Origin of the sequence: Streptomyces sp. NPDC002730, assembly GCF_042888805.1 — a bacterium.
In the GTDB taxonomy this organism is placed as follows: Bacteria; Actinomycetota; Actinomycetes; order Streptomycetales; family Streptomycetaceae; genus Streptomyces.
This window is the reverse complement of the sequence record NZ_JBIAQG010000012.1, coordinates 322721-341569: the sequence shown is the minus strand read 5'-3', so window position 1 is coordinate 341569 and position 18849 is coordinate 322721. Positions and strand designations below refer to the sequence as shown.

Here is an 18849-nt window from a genome sequence, read left to right as displayed (position 1 = left end):
GGCCGCTGCACGAGATCCAGATACATAACCGGCTCGACCAGCGCACCGAGCAATGGCAGCGCCGCTACGCAATCCGCGCCGGCATCGAGGCCACCATCTCCCAGAACGTCCGAGCCCACGGCCTGCGCCGATCCCGCTACCACGGACTGGCCCGTACCCACGTCCAACACGTTCTCACCGCGATGGCCTGCAACGTCACCCGGCTCTCCGACTGGATATCCAGCACCCCCAGAACCCGCCGCCGCACTACACGCTTTCACGCGCTGTGCACAGCCACCGCATGACCCCACACAAGATCACCAACAGAGTCACGGCATTGCCATGCGTTCGACAGGGGGAGAAAGTCATGCCAACTCCGTAGGCCGGGCGCCCCATTGCAGGGCCACCAAGAAGGTAATTGGGGGGGGGTACGACACGCCCGGTACGTCTCACCGATGCTTTCCTGCCGCCACAGGTGCCGGGTTCGTAATCGCCGAACACCGTGCCGGCGACTCGATTACTGTCCAGCTCCTGGAGCTCACCAACGTCCCCGCCGCCCAGCGCCCGCTACGCATCGAGCTGGGCGTTCTCGGGGCGCTGGGAGGTGACTGCCACACCGACTGCTCCGCGCACGCCGCGTACGACGACGCCGGCACCCAAGTGCACGTCATCGCCTCCGTGTTCGCCCCCGAGGGCGGCACGGCGGTGAACGTCAAATTCGCTCAGCCGACCGGAGGCGACCAGGCCGTGGTCGACGAGGTCGCGCAGAGCCTTCGCGGCGGGGGCGCCGGCACGCTCCTCCCGCCCGGATAGGTCCGGGGCGGCGCACGTCTCACGCGGGGCGTCGGCAGGGCATTCGCCCACGGCAGACGAGAAAGAGCCCCAAGGGACTGGAACCACCCCGGGGACCATGTCAACGTACAAGCTCCCCGGAAAACACCAGGTCAGAGACGTTCGGGATGGCGAGGATGCTGACCTCTCCCCACCCCGTGTCTTTCTGTGCCATGGCCCCTACCAAGGAGGCTTACCTGCCGAAATCCGCACTTCGATCCGTCCGCGTCACCGCACCGATCCTCCTCGCGCTCGGCGCCATCAACGCATGGACCGCCCAGACGAAAGCCGGACGAAGACGCCCTATCCACAGCCCTGCGCCTCTGCGTCGTCTGCGCGGCCGGCCTGTTCGGCGAGGATCTGACCCAACGCGGGTACCGCCAAGACCTGATGGTGCTCGCACACGTCGCGGCCCACCCAGGTGCTGAGACCCGTGGCATCGCCCAAGCCGTCGGTGCCCCCGAACGCGTCGTGACCCGTAACCTCGGCCGACTCACCGAGGACGGGCTCGTGGCCCTGGTCGAAGACGACGTGCACCCCGCGCTCAGGTCCTACCGACTGACGTCGTAGCGCCCGAATGCGGGGCGGAATATAGGCCACGATCCCCGGTTACCGAAACCGGGGATCGTGCAGACCATTGCGGGAGTTCGCACGCGGCTGTGCTTGGCGGTGGAGCCGTAGCGGATGGTGCCGCCAGTTTGCCTAGGCGGCGTTGTGAAGAAATGTCCGCCTGTTCGAGGAGAGTGAGTGTTCTGCCCGATCCCATCAAGAAGCTTCCGCCGAACTCGAAGGGGAAGGTTAGATACCGATTTGTTGTCGACGTAGGAATCGACCCCGAAACTGGGAAGCGTAAGCAGTTGAGGCGCACCTTCGACTCCTTGAAGGAAGCTAGGGCTGAGTACGCGAACATAACTAATCGGCGGCATGAGGGGTCGCTTGTGCCGCCCAACAAGATCACCGTGAACGAGTGGCTCGATCGATGGCTGGCCATGAAGGCGGAAGACCTCGAAGAAACCACCATCTACAACTACAGGATTAGCCTTGACCGAGTTCGTGGGAGGCTCGGCAATATCCGCCTCCAGGACCTTACTGAAGAGCACGTGGAAGAGTGGAGGGACTGGGCGCTGGCGCATGGCCGTGTACGTGGCAAAAGGGCCGGAACGTCGCTCAGTGTCACGAGTGTGGATATGAGCCTCGCTCGGCTGAAGGAAGCGCTGGGGAGAGCCGTTACCCGGCGATTGTTGTACGTCAATGTTGCTGCCCACGTGGCAATTCCCCGGAGGGCGCGCAAGGAAGAGCGGAAGGGGAAAGAGGAGGTGCCGCCCTGGAACGTCCAGGAGGTTCAGAAGTTCATCCATGGTATTAGGGATGAGCGTCTCTATGCTGCGCTCCTTCTTTCGCTGATGGGGCTTCGTCCAGCTGAAGTCTGCGGCCTCCGGTGGGAAGACGTTGACTTGGAGAACGCCACGATCGTTATTGCCAACACGCGCACGATGATGGGTAACCGGTACGTGGTGGAGAAGGACACCAAGTCTCTCGCGGGTGAGCGGGATCTGCCGCTGCCAGCTCTGGTGCTGGGCGCCCTCAAAGCATTCCGGGCTCTCCATGCCGAGGAGAGGCTCGCTCTGGGGGAGGCGTACACGGTGTCCGGCTATGTGCTGGTGCACGAGGCGGGCGATGCCTTCACGATCAAGCAACTTCGCCGGCGCGCGTACCGGCTTATGGAGCTTCTCGGGCTCCGTCGCGTCAGGCTCTACGATGCTCGCTCGTCGTGCTTCACCTTCTTGGCCAACAACGGTGTCCCGGATCACATCCTCGCGCGATGGGCCGGGCATACAAATATCAAGACGACCAAGCGGTGGTACGTCAAGCCGGATGTAGAGGATCTTCGCGGAGCCGCCACCACTTGGGATGGCCTGCACGGAGTTGCGGAGGAGGGGCAAGCGTGAGCCATGCGGACTACCAGCCGAGCGACTTGCCGAGCCGTATGGCCAGCAGGATTGAGGTGGGTTCGGAGTCCGACTGCTGGTTGTGGATCACTCTCATCGGCAGGTCCGGCAGCGCCGGAGCGGGACACCCCGGCGATGTGACATCTCGTGACAGATGAGAGGGTCAGGCGGGTGAGTGAGACACCGATGAACACCCTGCAATACCGCTTTGACGGGCCAGAAGACGCTCCTGTCCTGATCTTGGGTCCCTCACTGGGTACCACATGGCACATGTGGGACCGGCAGATTGCCGAGCTCTCCCGCCGGTGGCGGGTGTTCCGGTTCGACCTGCCCGGCCACGGCGGCGCGCCCGCCCATCCCGCCACCGCCGTCGCCGAGCTCGCCGACCGGCTGCTCGCGACCCTTGACGAGCTGGGCATCCAGCGCTTCGGTTACGCGGGCTGCTCCATCGGCGGCGCGATCGGCATCGAACTGGCACTGCGCCAACCGCAGCGGGTGGCCTCCCTCGCACTGGTCGCCGCCTCGCCCCGGTTCGGTACCGCCGACGAGTTCCGCCAGCGTGGCGTGATCGTCCGCACCAATGGCCTGGACCCGATGGCGCGCACCGCGCCCGAGCGCTGGTTCACCCAGGGCTTCGCCTCCGCCCAGCCCGCGATCGTCGAGTGGGCCGTCCAGATGGTCCGCACCACCGACCCCGGCTGCTACATCGCCGCCTGCGAGGCGCTCGCGGCCTTCGACGTCCGCGGCGAACTCGGCCTCGTCGGCGTCCCCACGCTGGTCCTGGTCGGCTCCGAGGACCAGGTCACCGGGCCCGCGGAGGCCCGCACGCTGGTCGCCGGGATTCCGGATGCCCGGCTCGCGCTGGTCCCGGGTGCCTCCCACCTCGCCCCCGTCGAGCAGCCCGCCGCCGTCACCGATCTGCTCGAACGCCACTTCTCCACGGCGTGGCAGGACACGCTGTCGGCCATTCCGGCGCCGCCGGTCGGGCCCGCGATCTCCGCACCCGTGGCGCCCGTGGCCGAGATCGCCGCGGCCTCGCCCGAGCAGCCGCAGGCCGTGCGGACAGGGCGCCCCGACCCGTATATCGCCGGGATGAAGGTGCGCCGCGAGGTTCTCGGCGACGCGCATGTGGACCGGGCGACGGCCGAGGCCGACGACTTCACGGGCGACTTCCAGGAGCTGATCACCCGCTACGCCTGGGGCGAGGTCTGGACCCGCGAGGGCCTGGACAGACGCACCCGCAGCGTGGTGACGCTGACCGCACTGGTCGCGGGCGGACATCTGGACGAGCTGGCCTTCCACACCCGCGCCGCGCTGCGCAACGGACTGACCCCCGCCGAGATCCGGGAAGTCCTGATCCACGCGGCCGTGTACTGCGGCGTCCCCGCGGCGAATTCCGCCTTCAAGGTGGCCCAGGCCGTGATCCAGCAGGAGACCACCCCCAAGGCGTAGCAGGATGGGGAGCATGAGGCTCACGAAGAAGACGCATGCCTGCATCCGGCTCGAGAAGGACGGGCAGACGCTCGTCATCGATCCCGGCACCTTCAGCGAACAGGACGCGGCCATCGGCGCGGACGTCATCCTGGTCACCCATGAGCACCTCGACCACTTCAACGAGGACCGGCTGCGCGCCGCCCTCGAGGCGAACCCGGCAGCCGGGATCTGGACCCTGCGGAGCGTCGCCGAGAAGATCTCGGCGGCCTTCCCGGGCCGCGTTCACACGGTCGGCCACGGCGACACCTTCAGCGCGGCCGGCTTCGACGTACAGGTCCACGGCGAGCTGCACGCGGTGATCCACCCGGACATCCCGCGGATCACCAATGTCGGCTTCCTGGTGGACGGTTCGGTCTTCCACCCCGGCGACGCGCTCACCGTCCCGGACCACCCGGTCGAGACGCTGATGATCCCGGTACAGGCCCCCTGGAACAAGATCTCCGAGGTCATCGACTACGTACGCGAAGTGAAGCCGCAGCGCGCCATCGACATCCACGACGCGCTGCTCACCGATCTCGCGCGGCCCATCTACGACAACCAGATCGGCGCCCTGGGCGGCGCGGAGCACGGCCGGCTGGTCCCGGGCGAGGCGACCGATCTGTGACAGCCACAACCCTGACTGCCACCCCCTGACCGCCGCACCGCTCACTGTCAGACCCCCCGGATAGGCTGTCGGGCATGCGCATCGCCACCTGGAACGTCAACTCGATCACCGCTCGGCTGCCCCGGCTGCTGGCCTGGCTGGAGAGCACCGGCACGGACGTGCTGTGCATCCAGGAGACCAAGTGCACCGAGGAGCAGTTCCCCGCCGACGAGCTGCGAGAGCTCGGCTACGACTCCGCGGTCAACGCCAACGGCAGGTGGAACGGAGTGGCCCTGGTCTCCCGGGTCGGCCTGGACGAGGTCGTCAAGGGCCTGCCCGGCGGACCGGACTACGGGGGTGCGCAGGAGCCGCGGGCGATCTCCGCGACCTGCGACGGCGTCCGCGTCTGGTCGGTCTATGTGCCCAACGGCCGAGAGATCGCCCACGACCACTACGCCTACAAGCTGCGCTGGCTGGAGGCGCTGAAGGCCTCGGTGGCCGAGGACGCGGCGGGCGGGCGCCCGTTCGCGGTCCTCGGCGACTTCAATGTCGCACCGACCGACGAGGACGTCTGGGACCCTGCGCTCTTCGAGGGCGCCACGCATGTCACCCCGGCCGAGCGTGCGGCGCTCGCCGCGCTGCGAGAGGCCGGGCTGTCCGATGTGATGCCCCGCCCGCTGAAGTACGACCGTCCGTACACCTACTGGGACTACCGCGAGCTGCGCTTCCCCAAGAACAAGGGCATGCGTATCGACCTGGTCTACGGCAACGAACCCTTCACCAAGGCGGTCAAGGACAGCTATGTCGACCGCGAGCAGCGCAAGGGCAAGGGTGCCTCGGACCACGCACCTGTTGTTGTCGATCTGGACATCTGACGGCGGTTGACGCGCGCCCTGTGGTGCGTACGGCCGCGGGGATGCGAGGCTGAGCAGTATGAACATCCCTTTCTTGGACAACTGGCTCAAGCGGCACGGCGGTGACCTGGAGGAGATGGCGGTCACCGCCGGAGCCGAGAACGACCCGGAGAGAGCGGCGGCCATCGCCGAGCTGCTCTCCGAGTGTGAGCTGCTGCGTGTCCGAGCGGGGCAGGCCGGGCTCGAACTGGACGACTCCCCGGCCTCGTTGACCGCCCTCGACCAGTTGCCTCCACGCTGGCGTGACGACCCGGAGGAGCTGCCCTGGCTGGGCAACGACGCGGGTCTCTACCTCGGCACCGTGATCGTCCGTACGGTCCCCGGCGCGACCTGGCACATCTGGCCGGCCGGCCATCCCGTGGTGCGGCTCGTCTCCGGCCGCGAGATCGGCGTGGTGGAGGCGGGTCTTGACTGGGCGGTCAATGGAGCGCCCGAGCTCTCCCAGGTGTACGCGGAAGCGGCCGAGGCCTGACGTCGCGCCGGGCTCGCCGGCCCGGCGCCGATCATGGACGGCCGTACTTAATACGGCTTATGCCCCATTTATGCGTGTCGAGTGCGAAGTCTCTTATCGGGCTGGATAGTTTGCGCTGACCTCGACACAGCTGAGAGTGGGTGGGGCATCGTATGGCCGTCGATCCGTTGATCGAGCTGCGTAACGTCAACAAGCACTACGGACAGTTGCACGTTCTCCAGGACATCGATCTCACCGTCGGACGCGGTGAGGTTGTTGTGGTCATCGGCCCCTCCGGCTCCGGCAAATCAACACTCTGCCGTACGGTCAACCGGCTCGAGACGATCGAGTCGGGTCGCATCAGCATCGACGGTCAGCCGCTGCCCGAGGAGGGCCGCGCGCTCGCCAAGCTCCGCGCCGACGTCGGCATGGTCTTCCAGTCCTTCAATCTCTTCGCCCACAAGACCGTGCTGGACAATGTCTCGCTCGCGCCCGTCAAGGTCCGCCGCCGCAAGAAGGAGGAGGCGGACAGGCGCTCCCGCGAACTCCTGCAACGCGTAGGCCTCGCCGACCAGGCCGAGAAGTACCCGGCCCAGCTCTCCGGAGGTCAGCAGCAGCGTGTGGCCATCGCCCGCGCGCTCGCCATGGACCCCAAGGTCATGCTCTTCGACGAGCCGACCTCGGCCCTCGACCCGGAGATGATCAACGAGGTGCTTGAGGTCATGCAGCAGCTCGCCCGCGACGGAATGACCATGGTCGTTGTCACCCATGAGATGGGCTTCGCCCGGTCCGCCGCGAACCGCGTCGTCTTCATGGCGGACGGCCGCATCGTCGAGGACCGCACCCCGGAGGACTTCTTCACCAACCCCGAGAGCAACCGCGCCAAGGACTTCCTCTCCAAGATCCTCAAGCACTGACGGGGGTGAGGACTCAGATGCGTACGAGACGTATGAGACGTGCTCTCGCGGCGCTGGCGCTCGTCCTGGCCGTCGCCGCCACCGCGGCCTGCGGAAAGGAGGGGAGCCCGCCCGTCAAGGGCCCGCAGACCGACCGGCTGCCGCGGTACACCGTGGCCACCGGCTTTCGGCTGCCCGACTCACCGACCTGGAACAAGGCCAGAAAGCGCGGCCATCTTGTCGTGGGCGCCAAGGAGGACCAGCCCTACCTGGGCGAGAAGGACCCGGCGAGCGGGCGCTACACCGGGTTCGACATCGAGATCGCCAAAATGGTCTCCGCCTCACTGGGCTTCGACCCGAACACCGTCCAGTTCATGACGATCGCCTCGGCGAACCGCGAAACCGCCCTGCAGAACGGGCAGATCGACTACTACGTCGGCACCTACACCATCAACGACAACCGCAAGAAGCTCGTCGGCTTCGCAGGCCCGTACTACCTGGCCGGCCAGTCCCTCCTCGTACGGACCGACGAGCACGACATCAAAGGCCCCCAGGACCTGGCCGGCAAGCGCGTCTGCTCGGCCGCCGGATCGACGCCGTACCAGCGGATCGCGGCCGACTACCCGAAGGCCGACCTCGTAGCGTACGACACCTACTCCATCTGCGTGGACAACCTGCTGACCTATCAGGTCGACGCCGTCACCACCGACGACGCCATCCTCACCGGCTACGCGGCCAAGGTGCCTGAAGAGCTCAAGGTGGTCGGCAAGCCCTTCTCCAAGGAGCCGTACGGCATCGGCGTCCCGCGCAGCGACAACGCCCTGCGCTTCGCCATCGACGACGCCCTCGAGGCCAACGAGAAGAACGGGAACTGGAAGAAGGCCTACGAGGCGACACTCGGCCTCTCCGGAGTGCCGGCCCCACAGCCGCCACCGATCGACCGCTACCCGGCGAGCTGAGGACACCGTGTACGTACTGATCGACAACTTCTCCCTGTACTCCAAGGGCTTCTTCGGCACCGTCAAGCTGACGGTCTACGCCTCGCTGCTCGCCCTGGTCCTCGGCTTCATCATGGCTTCCTTCCGGATCGCGCCCGTCCGCTCCCTACGGGTGCTGGGCACGGTGTGGGTGACCGTGCTGCGCAACACCCCGCTGACGCTGCTCTTCTTCGCTGTTCTGCTCGGCCTGCCGCGCTTCGGACTCGTCCTGCCCTTCGAGCTCTTCGCGGTGATCGCGCTGGGCTGCTACACCTCCGCGTTCATCTGCGAGGCACTGCGCGCCGGCATCAACACCGTGCACAAAGGACAGGGCGAGGCGGCCCGCAGCCTGGGCATGAACTTCGGCCAGACCCTCAACAACGTCGTCCTGCCACAGGCATTCAGGAGCGTCATCCCGCCGATCGGCTCCACGCTCATCGCGCTCGCCAAGAACTCCGCGATCGCCGGCGCGTTCAGCGTCACCGAGCTGCTCGGCACCTACAAACCCCTCAGTGAACTGGGCTACAGCATCATCTGGACCTTCGTCTGGATCGCCGTCGGCTACCTGATCATCACCCTGACCATCAGTGCGTTGTTCAATGTGCTGGAGAAGCGCTATGGAGTCGCCCGATGACCGATTCCACCGCCCTCTACGACATCCCGGGTCCCAACACCCGCAAACGCCACCGCACTTACGGTGTCGTCTCGACCGTCGTGGTCGTGGCGCTGTTCGGCTGGATCGTCTATCTGCTCTTCGACACCGGACAGTTCACCGCGACCAAGTGGACTCCGTTCGAGTACAAGGGCATTCAGGAGCTGCTGCTGCGCGGACTTGGCTACACACTCATGGCCTTCGCCTACGCTGCGGTGCTCTCGCTCGCCCTCGGCGGAGTCCTCGCCACCGGCCGGCTCTCCGAACACCGGCCGGTGCGCTGGGTGGCCACCGCGGTGGTCGAGTTCTTCCGCGCCATGCCCGTACTGGTGATGATCTTCTTCATCTTCGTGGCGCTGAAGGTGCAGCCGCTGCCCGCGCTGGTGGCCGGACTGACGCTCTACAACGGCTCGGTGCTCGCCGAGGTGTTCCGGGCCGGCGTCAACTCGGTCGACCGCGGACAGCGGGAGGCCGCGTACACCCTGGGGATGCGCAAGACCCAGGTCATGTCATACGTCCTGGTTCCACAGGGAGTTCGCGCCATGTTGCCGACGATCATCAGCCAGCTGGTGGTGACTCTGAAGGACACCTCGCTCGGCTATCTGATCACCTATGAGGAGTTCCTCCACGCGGGCAAGCTCATCGCCTCGAATCTCGACTACGATTTGCCGTTCATCCCTGTGGTGATGGTGATCTCGCCTATCTACATCGGGATGTGCATGCTGCTCTCCTGGTTCGCCAACTGGATGGCCAGGCGACAGCGGCGCAACCCGAAAACAGAGGCCGCGGATGTCGCCCCGGCCGAACCAGGGACGCTGCTGCCGGGTGTGCAGTAGCTCAGGGGCAATGGCCCGCCCGGCAGCAGCCGGTGATCACTTCTCGTGCAGCGGGACCGACAGATATGACGGGTCGGCTGCGGACGAGGAGAAGGTCAGCTGCGCGCCGGACGGGTTGTGCTCGATGTAGAGCGGGTCGACGGTGTCGACGACCAGGGCGAGACGGTGGCCGGCCGGTACGTCGTAGGCGGTGGAGAACAGCTCCAGGTCGACGGTGAACGGCTTTCCGGGTGTCTCGCCGTGGAAGGTGTACGGCGCGTTGCTGACCAGCTTGCCGAGGCCGAGCGGGCCCACGTCGTAGAGATACGCGACGAGGGTGCCGCTCTCCTTGGTGCCGGTGACCGTGGTGTGCAGCTTCGTGGTGCCGCGCACCCGCTGTTCGGAGCCGTACCGCTCCGACTGCCAGACGGCGGCGAAAGGGCGCGGCAGCAGCGGGATCCACGCCATCGGGGGCACCTTGACGAACTGGTCCAGGATGCTGGAGAGGAAGATGATCCCGCCGTCGGCGCCCGAGTCGATATTGGCGTGGATCTTCTTGGTGCCGTCCAGGTCGATCTTCCGCTCCGTCGCCGCCACCGACTTCCAGTCCGGATAGCTCTCGTACGCGCCGGTGGAACGGGACTTGAGGCGGACCGGCTGCTCGCGCTCGACGCCGTTGTCGACCCCCTTGAGGTAGTGGTCGAGCCAGCGATGGGCGCTGGTCCAGGTGTCGTTGGGCAGGCCGAACAGTCCGGTGCCTTCGGCCGTGGCGTGGTCACCGGGGCGGAACTCCAGCCGCTTGGGGCCGGTGAGCTTCTCGTAGAAGTCCGCGTACTGGTTGGGTGGGAAGATCGTGTCGCCCCAGGCGTTGCCGAGCATGATGGCGGCGCCGTTGGCGTTGATCCGGTCCAGATAGGTGAGGGGAGAGCGCTTCTTCCCCCAGGCGATCAGTCCCGGTTCCTTGCTGACGTCGGTGGAGAAGAAGTCCGCCGTGATCCGCTGGAACTCCTCGCTCGGCCGGCCGGTGAGATACCCCGCTCCGGCGAGCATCGCCGTTGCCTGCAGATGCTGGGTGCGGCGGCTGTAGATGGACTCGACGAGGTCGGCCCAGCCGCTGAGCGCCGCGACCGCCTTGATCCGCTTGTCGTGGCCGGCGGCCAGCAGACAGATGCCGGCGCCGTACGACATCCCGGCCATGCCGACCTTGGCGGGGTCGGCAGGGGTGTTCGCCAGCGCCCAGTCGATCACCTTGGACACGTCCGCGATGTCGGGCGGACCGGCCACCTCGATTTTGCCGCCGGACTGCCAGAAGCCGCGGACGTTGTAACTCACCACGACATAGCCCGAGTCGGCGAGCTGCTTGGCCTGGGCGAGGTATTCGATCTGGGGCAGGCCCCAGCTCGTGGGCAGCACGATCACGGGGTATTTCCGTGTGCCGTCAGCGTCGGCGGGCGTAACCACATTGGCCTTGAGTACGGTGCCGCCATCACCCTCGATGTCGACGAACTGTACGTCCGGGGCGGCGGATTGGGCCTGAACACCGGCCGTCCGGGCGGCGGGCGCCACCCCGGCGGCCGCCCCTACGGCCGGTCCGGCGAGAAGCGCCACGGAGACCGTACCGATCGCGGTCGTGCGCAGAGCCTTGCGCGACTGTCCCACGGGTCACTCCTCACTCGTGTCAATGCAAAGTGACCCGACGGTAACCTGGGGGACTTACTTGAGGTAACTACTCGGTAAGTTACGCGAGGGTAACGATTATTGGACGTCGTGTCAGTGGGAGTGGAGTCCGGCGCCTGCGCCGGCCATCGCCGCGAGGTTCACCCCAACACGCCCTGCAGTGGCTGATGATGTGCGGTGCGCACGACCTCGGCACCGACGACCACGACATGCGAGGGGTACCCTCCACCCTTGACGACGATGATCGTCTTTCCGGGCCGGCGCGCTGCAGGCTCGGTACCGGAGGCCAGGTCGTCGAGACCCTCGGCGAGTGGGAGAGACCAGTGGGCGGAGCCACCGACAACGCGCTGTACCGCGCCTTCCAGGCGTGTCCGGCCCGCCGATGACGGCCACCGTCGAGGCGCCGGCCGCGCGGCCCGCGTCCGTACTGCGCAGCGGCGCGGCGATGGCCGCCGGTTCCATCGTCTCCCGGGCCACCGGATTCATACGGTCCGCCGTCGTCGTCGCGGCCCTTGGCACCGGACTCCTCGCCGACGGCTACACGGTCGCCAACACCGTCCCGAACGTCCTCTACACCCTGCTCATCGGCGGAGCGCTCAACGCGGTCTTCGTTCCCGAACTGGTCCGGGCCGCCAAGGAACACGAGGACGGTGGAGCCGCGTACACCGACCGGCTGCTGACCGCCTGCACCGTCGCACTACTGCTCATCACGGCGGCGGCCGTCCTCGCCGCGCCGTCGCTCGTCGCCTTCTACACCGACTACACGGGCGCGCAGGCGGGTCTCACCGTGGCCCTCGCCCGCTACTGCCTGCCACAGATCCTCTTCTACGGTCTCTTCACCCTGCTCGGGCAAGTACTCAACGCCCGCAGCCGCTTCGGCGCGATGATGTGGACGCCTGTTCTCAACAACCTGGTCGTCATAGGGGTGTTCGGGCTGTACCTCGGGGTCGCGGCCGGCAGCGGCGGCACACTCGGCCAGTCCGAGGCCCGGCTGCTCGGCTGGGGCACCACGGCCGGCATCGTCGTCCAGGCGCTCGCGCTGATCCCCTCGCTGCGCGCGGCCGGATTCCGCTGGCGGCCGCGCTTCGACTGGCGCGGCAGCGGGCTCACCCGGCCGCTGCGGTCGGCCGGCTGGCTGTTGCTGCTCGTACTGACCAACCAGTTCGCGTACTGGGTGGTGACCCGGCTGTCGACGTCCACCGCGAAGCACGCGGTGGAGGCGGGACTCGCGGGCGGGGCCGGGTACACGGCGTACACCAATGCCTATGTGCTGTGGGCCGTTCCGCAGGGCATCGTCACCGTCTCCCTCGTCACCGCGCTGCTGCCGCGGATGAGCCGGGCCGCGGCCGACAGCGATCTCCCGGCCGTCCGGCGCGATGTCTCGTATGCGCTCGGCTCCAGCGCGGCGGTCGTGGTCCCGGCGGCCTGTGCCATGTTCGCGCTGGCGCCGTGGGTGATGGGGAGCGTCTACGGGTACGGCAGGACCGGGCCGGACGACATCGCGGTGATGGCCGGGATGCTGATGGCGTTCGCGCCCGGACTGATCGCCTTCTCAGGCCAGTACGTGCTCTCGCGCGGCTTCTACGCGCTCTCCGACACCCGCACCCCCTTCTTCCTCAACCTGGTGATCGTCGGGCTCAACGCCGGACTCTCCGTGGTCGCTTATCTGCTGCTGCCCGCGCGCTGGGCGGTGACCGGAATGGCCGGGGCGTACTCGGTCGCGCTCTTCGCGGGCTTCGCCGTCACCGCGTACACCCTGAACCGCAGACTCGCGACCGGCGGCCGGCCCGCGCTGCTGCGCTCGCCCGGCCTGAGGATGCACGGACGGCTGCTGCTCGCCTGCCTGCCGGCGGGCGCGCTCGGATACGCGGCGGCCCGGTTCGCCGACGCTGCCGGGGACTTCGCGGCGGCGGGCGCCGGGACGCTGACGCTGGTCGCGGTCGTCGCGCTGCTCGCGCGTCCGCTGGGCCTCACCGGAATCACCGCACTGCTGACCGGCGCCCGTCGGCGCCTGCGCCGCTGAACCACGCCGAATCGCCGGAAGGCACACTGAGGTGACCGCCACCGGCACCGTCGGTTCCTTCGGGCCGGAGCGCTGCTCGCTCGCCACCGGCTGAGCGGAATTCAGCCGACCTCTGGTGTTCCCGTGGCGGACGTCCCAAGCTCTCGGTGTGGAGAATCCAAAGGGCGACACCCCGCCGGCGGCGCTGGTGACCCTCCGGTTGCGACGGCAGGTCGAGTGGGTGCCCGTCGCGGCGCTCGTGCTGGCCGTCGTCTGGGCCATCGCCGCCGGGGCGATCGTCGACGGTCCCAATGGGACGGCCGGCGGGATCGCCATGTCGGTGATTGGGGTGCCGATCGCCGTCCTCGCGGTCAGCTGCGTGGGCCATCTGGTGCGGCCGCTGCGGGTGAGTGCCGACGCGGCCGGGCTGACCGTGCGGCTGCCGGTCTGGCCGGCCAGAACAGTGCCCTGGTCCGGCATCTCGCGGGTGACCGCACTGCCGCAGTACGTCGTCGTCGGCTGTCGCGCGCCGGTCGGCAAACTGCCGCGGACCTGTCGGCTGCGCGCCGCGTACCGCAGACTCGCTCCCGCCCCTGACAGTACGGCGAGCGGCCAAGGGCTCTGTTTCGAGACACTGGTATTCGAGCTGGATCCGGCCGAACTGCTGGACGCCATCAGGCAGTATGCGCCGGTGGGGCTCACGGTGACGGACGAAACGCGCCAGTAGGCCTCCACAAGCCTCTCTCCGCCCTTGCCTGGCGGGGCAGTTGACACCACCGTAGTGGTGTAGGCCTCTTTCGGCGATCGGAGCAGCCGTGGCCCCTTTCCTCCTGCCCCATTCACTGTACGGATCGGGCCCGCACCGGATCATCGCCGTGCACGGCTGGCTCGCCGACCGTGCCGACTATGCCGCGATGCTGCCGGACCTCGACCGGCACAATTTCACCTATGTCTTCGTCGATCTGCGAGGCTACGGCGAGGCGCGGGAAGCCCCCGGCGCGTACACCACCACAGAGGGCGCCGCCGACATCCTCGCGCTCGCCGACCGGCTCGGCTGGGACTCCTTCTCGCTCATCGGGCACTCGATGGGCGGATCGGTCGTCCAGCGCGTCCTGGCCGCGGCCCCGCACCGGGTACGGCGGCTGGTCGGGATCTCGCCGGTGCCCGCGAGCGGGCTGCACATGCCGCCGGAGCAGTGGGAGCTGTTCGCCTCCGCGGCCACGAAGCCGGAGAGCCGGCGCGCCATCATCGACTTCACCACCGGGTCGGTGCGGCCGGACGCCTGGCTGGACCGGATGGTCGACCGGTCCGTGGACCGCAGCGACCCCGACGCCTTCCGTGCCTGGCTCGACTCCTGGGCGGAGGAGGACTTCCATGACGAGGTGGCGGGCTCGACGACGCCGGCGCTCGCGGTGACCGGGGCCCTCGACCCGGCGATCAGCGCGGACTTCATGCGCCGCACCTGGCTGCGGTGTTACGCACGCGCGAAGCTGGCCGAGCTGGCCTGCGCCGGACACCACGCGATGGACGAGACCCCGCTCCAGCTCATCCGTACGGTCGAGGACTTCCTTCGGGCGGACGGCCGCGTATGAGACGTATGACAATGCCCGTATGACAAGGCCCGACCGGACCGTGCCGGATGTCTTCGATCCGCGGATCTACGCCGCCGGGCTGCCGCACGACGCCTTCCGCGAGCTGCGCGACCACCACCCCGTGGTCTGGCAGGAGGAGTACGAGGTCCTCGGCTGGCCCGCCGGACCCGGCTTCTGGGCGGTCACCCGCCACGCGGACGTCGTGCGGGTCCTCAAGGACGCCGGGACCTTCTCGTCCCACCTCGGCGCCACTCAGATCCGCGACCCCGACCCGGCCGATCTGCCGTTCATCCGCCGCATGATGCTCAACCAGGACCCTTCCCCTCGCTTCGCGGGGGAGACCCCGTCGGACCACGGGCGGCTGCGGCGGCTGGTGAGCCGCGCCTTCACGCCGGGACGTATCGACCGCTTCACCGGAGCGGCCCGGATCCGGGCTCGTCAACTCCTCACCGTGGCACGGGACATGGGCCCTGTCATCGACCTGGTCAGCGCCGTCACCGACGATTACGCCCTGCTCAACCTCTCCGATCTGCTGGGCGTCCCGGAGAGCGACCGGGGACTGCTGCTGAAGTGGACCGAGCGCGTCATCGCCTACCAGGACCCGGACGAGCCGCCGGTGCTCGGACCCGACGGCACGCCCGTCAACCCGCGCTCACCCGCCATGCTCCAGGAGATGTTCAGCTACGCCCAGCAGCTCGCCGCGTACAAACGGCGCCGGCCTGCAGACGACGTCATGACGTCGCTCGCGGAGTCGGAACTCTCCGACGCCGAGCTGGAGATGTTCTTCTTCCTGCTCACGGTGGCGGGCAACGACACCGTTCGCAGCGCAGCTCCCGGCGGCTTCCTGACGCTGGCGGAGCACCCGGACGAGCAGCGCAGGCTGCGGGCCGGAGAGGTGGCTCCGGACAGCGCCGTCGACGAACTGCTGCGCCGCCAGCCGCCCGTCCTCAGCTTCCGCCGCACCGCCACCCGGGACACCCGCCTCGCCGGGCAGCAGATCCGCAAGGGCGACAAGGTCGTCGTCTTCCATGCCTCCGCCAACTACGACGAGCGTGTCTTCGAGGCCCCGCACGGGCTCGACCTCTCCCGTTCCCCGAATCCGCACGTCTCCTTCGGTGACGGCCCGCATGTCTGTCTCGGCGCCCACTTCGCCCGGCTTCAGCTGCGCGTTCTGCACGAGGAGGCGCTGGATGTGCTGCCGCCATTGACGACCGCGGGCCCGCCGCGCCGACTGGTGTCCAACTTCATCAACGGCATCAAGTCGCTGCCGCTGACCGTGGCCTAGCTTGCGGCGCGGTGGGAGTTGCGCGTGGCCGGGGCGGGCGTCTGCGCCGTCCGGGTCACATCGGCGACCAGCTCCACCACATCGGGGCCGTACGCCTGGGAGTTGACGACCTTGAGCAGCAGGCAGAAGGAGTTCCCGCCGTGCTTGCGGGCGAGCTTCTCGTGGTTGCGGGCCAGATAGCGGGTGGCCGCCTGGTTGGTGATCGCGCGCTGGCCGCAGAAGAGAAAGACGGGCCGCGCGTCCTGCCCCGCCGTGAGCCGCGCCAGCATGACGTACTCGGCGACGCCCGGCTCCATGCGGTAGCGCTCCGGGCCGATCTGGAAGGAGCCCTGGTCGGGGCCCGGCTCAGGGTCCGTGTTGACCTTCACACCGGGGAGCAGCGACTGCAGATGCGCGGCCATCCGGCGATTGGAGAAGGGGCCGCCCACACAGAATTCCGTACGCTCGCCGAAGCCCTGCTGGGCTATGTCGTGCCAGATGATCTGGGCATGCGAACCGCAGTCCTTGATCAGCGCGGAGAGCTCGAGCAGCGCGAAGACGTCGAAGCGGTGCACGGACCCGTCGCGGCCGGCCTCGCGGTTGACAACGAGCAGGGACTCGGAATTCCCCGGCAGCCCGAAGAAGGCCTGCTTGCGGTGGAGTCTGCGCCGCCAGAGGTACGTGCGGGTGAGCCAGCCGAGTGTGGCGCTGACCCCGGCGGCCATCACGCCGAGCACGATATTGCGTACGTCGTCATTCATGGGCGCGCATGCTAGCGGTCTTGCGGACCATTGTTCGAGACGGGCCTGACGGGGCGGTCGCGGTAAAGTTACGCTGCGCGGACGTACGTTGACTGGAGGTACGGATGCGTCGCTCTACCGCACGGAATGTGTCGGTTCTGGCCGTTGCCGCGGCCGTGGTCTCGATCGGCGCCGCGGCGCCGCCGAGCCACTCGCCGCCGGTAACGCCCCCGGTCAAGACGCCCGTGGCGGCCGGCTACGGCGGCGCCGTCGCGAGCGTCGACGCGGATGCCTCGGCCGCCGGCATAGAGGTGCTGCGGCACGGCGGCAACGCCGTGGACGCGGCAGTGGCCACCGCGGCCGCCCTCGGCGTCACGGAGCCGTACTCCGCGGGCATAGGCGGTGGCGGCTTCTTCGTCTACTACGACGCCACATCCCGTACGGTCCAGACCATCGACGGCCGCGAGACCGCGCCCCGGTCCGCGGACGCCTCTCTCTTCCTCGAGAACGGCAAGCCGATCCCGTTCGAGGAGGGCATGACGAGCGGTCGCGGCGTCGGCACACCGGGCACCCCGGCGACCTGGGACACCGCGCTGGACGCCTGGGGCAGCAGGCCGCTGCGGCAACTGCTGCGGCCCGCCGAGCGGCTGGCGAAGGACGGCTTCACCGTGGACGCCACCTTCCGCTCGCAGACCGAGGCCAACCAGGCGCGCTTCGCGGACTTCCCGGACACGGCGAAGCTCTTCCTGCCGGGCGGGAAACTGCCGGTGGTCGGCTCGGTCTTCAAGAACCCCGATCTGGCGCGTACGTACAAGGAACTGGGACGCAAGGGCGTCGGCACCCTCTACCGCGGTGAGCTGGCCCAGGACATCGTCCGTACGGTGCGCAAGCCTCCGGTGGCCCCGGGCGCGGCGCGGGTCGTGCGGTCCGGCGATCTGACGGCCGAGGATCTGAAGTCGTACGAGACGGAGCGCCGGGCTCCGACCAAGGTCGGCTACCGGGGTCTTGATGTGTACAGCATGGCGCCCTCCTCGTCGGGCGGTACGAGCGTCGGTGAGGCGCTCAACATCCTGGAGCGGAGCGACCTTTCGAAGGCCACGCAGGCGCAGTATCTGCACCGCTTCATCGAGGCGAGCCGGATCGCGTTCGCGGACCGCGGGCGGTGGGTCGGTGACCCGGCCTTCGAGGACGTACCGACGAAGGAGCTGCTGTCGCAGCGGTTCGCGGACTCGCGCGGATGCCTGATCAAGGACAACGCGGTGCTCACCAGCCCGCTGGCGCCGGGTGACCCGCGCAGGCCCGCGGCGTGCGGGTCGTCGGGAACGGCCGCCCCCACCACATACGAGGGCGAGAACACCACCCATCTGACCGCCGCCGACAAGTGGGGCAATGTCGTCGCGTACACCCTGACGATCGAGTCGACGGGTGGCAGCGGAATCACCGTGCCGGGGCGCGGTTTCCTGCTCAACAACGAGCTGACCGACTTCTCCTTCGCTCCGGCCGACCCGGCCGTCCACGACCCGAATCTGCCGGGCCCGGGCAAGCGTCCGCGCTCGTCCATCTCTCCGACGATCGTGCTCGACCACGGCCGTCCGGTGCTTGCGGTGGGTTCCCCGGGCGGCGCGACGATCATCACCACGGTGCTGCAGACGCTCACGGGCCGTCTGGACCGGGGTCTGCCGCTGGTCGACGCGATCGCGGCGCCACGCGCGAGCCAGCGCAACCAGGCGACGACGGAGCTCGAACCGGCGCTGTGGAACAGCCCGCTCCGCGCCGAGCTGGAGGCAATCGGCCATGCCTTCCGGCAGAACCCGGAGATCGGCGCGGCGACGGGCATCGAGCGGCTGCCCGACGGGCGGTGGCTCGCGGCTGCCGAGAAGGTACGGCGGGGCGGTGGCTCCGCGATGGTCGTCCACCCGAGCGGTACTCAGTCCGGCGGCTGACCGAAAAAGGCGAACGCCCGCGGCCCCGGCCTCAATGGTCGGTCGGGTCGCGGGCGTTGTGCTGCCAGGGGTTGACGCGGTCATGCAGAG

At 68.3% G+C, this 18849-nt stretch carries 19 protein-coding genes and 1 pseudogene; 18 read left to right on the top strand and 2 right to left on the bottom strand.

All coding sequences use genetic code 11. The features are described 5' to 3' along the window. From ACFYXH_RS29900 to ACFYXH_RS29845, 12 genes are all read left to right on the top strand, one after another. Positions 1-284, top strand: a 284-nt coding sequence (locus tag ACFYXH_RS29900; RefSeq protein WP_389569292.1) for a transposase, incomplete at its 5' end; no start/stop codon positions are given. Positions 285-321: 37 nt separating this feature from the next. Then, complete coding sequence (locus ACFYXH_RS29895; RefSeq protein WP_389569290.1) at positions 322-792, top strand: hypothetical protein; 471 nt, start codon at positions 322-324, stop codon at positions 790-792. Between the two features lie 408 nt (positions 793-1200). Then, on the top strand, positions 1201-1380 hold the full coding sequence (locus ACFYXH_RS29890; RefSeq protein WP_389569287.1) for a hypothetical protein: 180 nt from the start codon (positions 1201-1203) through the stop codon (positions 1378-1380). Positions 1381-1553: 173 nt separating this feature from the next. Beyond that, positions 1554-2759: a tyrosine-type recombinase/integrase gene (locus ACFYXH_RS29885; protein WP_389569284.1), complete on the top strand. Its 1206-nt coding sequence runs from the start codon at positions 1554-1556 to the stop codon at positions 2757-2759. 171 nt (positions 2760-2930) lie between these two features. Continuing rightward, positions 2931-4211, top strand: coding sequence for a 4-carboxymuconolactone decarboxylase (pcaC, locus tag ACFYXH_RS29880; RefSeq protein ID WP_389569281.1), 1281 nt, complete (start codon positions 2931-2933; stop codon positions 4209-4211). A 13-nt stretch (positions 4212-4224) separates the two neighbouring features. After that, positions 4225-4857, top strand: a complete 633-nt coding sequence (locus ACFYXH_RS29875; protein ID WP_389569279.1) for an MBL fold metallo-hydrolase — start codon at positions 4225-4227, stop codon at positions 4855-4857. Between the two features lie 74 nt (positions 4858-4931). Next, positions 4932-5711: an exodeoxyribonuclease III gene (locus tag ACFYXH_RS29870; protein ID WP_389569276.1), complete on the top strand. Its 780-nt coding sequence runs from the start codon at positions 4932-4934 to the stop codon at positions 5709-5711. Positions 5712-5769: 58 nt separating this feature from the next. Further along, positions 5770-6222: a DUF6278 family protein gene (locus ACFYXH_RS29865; protein WP_327326899.1), complete on the top strand. Its 453-nt coding sequence runs from the start codon at positions 5770-5772 to the stop codon at positions 6220-6222. Between the two features lie 152 nt (positions 6223-6374). Further along, positions 6375-7118, top strand: coding sequence for an amino acid ABC transporter ATP-binding protein (locus ACFYXH_RS29860; protein WP_389569274.1), 744 nt, complete (start codon positions 6375-6377; stop codon positions 7116-7118). A gap of 32 nt (positions 7119-7150) precedes the next feature. Further along, positions 7151-8056, top strand: coding sequence for a glutamate ABC transporter substrate-binding protein (locus tag ACFYXH_RS29855; RefSeq protein ID WP_389569272.1), 906 nt, complete (start codon positions 7151-7153; stop codon positions 8054-8056). Positions 8057-8063: 7 nt separating this feature from the next. Further along, positions 8064-8708 (top strand): amino acid ABC transporter permease, encoded by a 645-nt coding sequence (locus ACFYXH_RS29850; protein ID WP_327326902.1) that lies wholly within the window; start codon positions 8064-8066, stop codon positions 8706-8708. Beyond that, the gene (locus ACFYXH_RS29845) at positions 8705-9562 is read left to right on the top strand and encodes an amino acid ABC transporter permease (RefSeq protein WP_389569268.1); all 858 of its coding nucleotides are present in this window, start codon (positions 8705-8707) and stop codon (positions 9560-9562) included. The genes ACFYXH_RS29850 and ACFYXH_RS29845 overlap by 4 nt, the downstream gene beginning before the upstream one ends. A gap of 36 nt (positions 9563-9598) precedes the next feature. On the opposite strand, the gene ACFYXH_RS29840 is transcribed toward ACFYXH_RS29845, so the two are convergent. Further along, the gene (locus ACFYXH_RS29840; RefSeq protein WP_389569265.1) at positions 9599-11200 is read right to left on the bottom strand and encodes a CocE/NonD family hydrolase; all 1602 of its coding nucleotides are present in this window, start codon (positions 11198-11200) and stop codon (positions 9599-9601) included. 114 nt (positions 11201-11314) lie between these two features. Between ACFYXH_RS29840 and ACFYXH_RS29835 the strand changes: the two are divergent. The 5 genes and pseudogenes from ACFYXH_RS29835 to ACFYXH_RS29815 all read left to right on the top strand — a co-directional run. Then, positions 11315-11604, top strand: a pseudogene (locus ACFYXH_RS29835) (peptidoglycan bridge formation protein FemAB); the annotation flags it as partial. Then, on the top strand, positions 11601-13241 hold the full coding sequence (gene murJ / locus ACFYXH_RS29830) for a murein biosynthesis integral membrane protein MurJ (protein ID WP_389569262.1): 1641 nt from the start codon (positions 11601-11603) through the stop codon (positions 13239-13241). The pseudogene ACFYXH_RS29835 and the gene murJ, both read left to right, overlap by 4 nt. Before the next feature lie 148 nt (positions 13242-13389). After that, positions 13390-13947, top strand: a complete 558-nt coding sequence (locus ACFYXH_RS29825) for a hypothetical protein (protein WP_389569260.1) — start codon at positions 13390-13392, stop codon at positions 13945-13947. 88 nt (positions 13948-14035) lie between these two features. After that, entirely contained in the window at positions 14036-14812 is a 777-nt protein-coding gene (locus tag ACFYXH_RS29820) for an alpha/beta fold hydrolase (RefSeq protein WP_389569258.1), read from the top strand. Between the two features lie 19 nt (positions 14813-14831). After that, positions 14832-16097, top strand: a complete 1266-nt coding sequence (locus tag ACFYXH_RS29815) for a cytochrome P450 (RefSeq protein WP_389569254.1) — start codon at positions 14832-14834, stop codon at positions 16095-16097. On the opposite strand, the gene ACFYXH_RS29810 is transcribed toward ACFYXH_RS29815, so the two are convergent. Beyond that, positions 16094-16837 (bottom strand): hypothetical protein, encoded by a 744-nt coding sequence (locus ACFYXH_RS29810; RefSeq protein ID WP_389569251.1) that lies wholly within the window; start codon positions 16835-16837, stop codon positions 16094-16096. The two genes, ACFYXH_RS29815 and ACFYXH_RS29810, sit on opposite strands and share 4 nt — an antisense overlap. Before the next feature lie 104 nt (positions 16838-16941). On the opposite strand from ACFYXH_RS29810, the gene ggt reads away from it, so the two are divergent. After that, the gene (gene ggt, locus ACFYXH_RS29805) at positions 16942-18759 is read left to right on the top strand and encodes a gamma-glutamyltransferase (RefSeq protein WP_389569249.1); all 1818 of its coding nucleotides are present in this window, start codon (positions 16942-16944) and stop codon (positions 18757-18759) included. Positions 18760-18849: the final 90 nt, after the last annotated feature.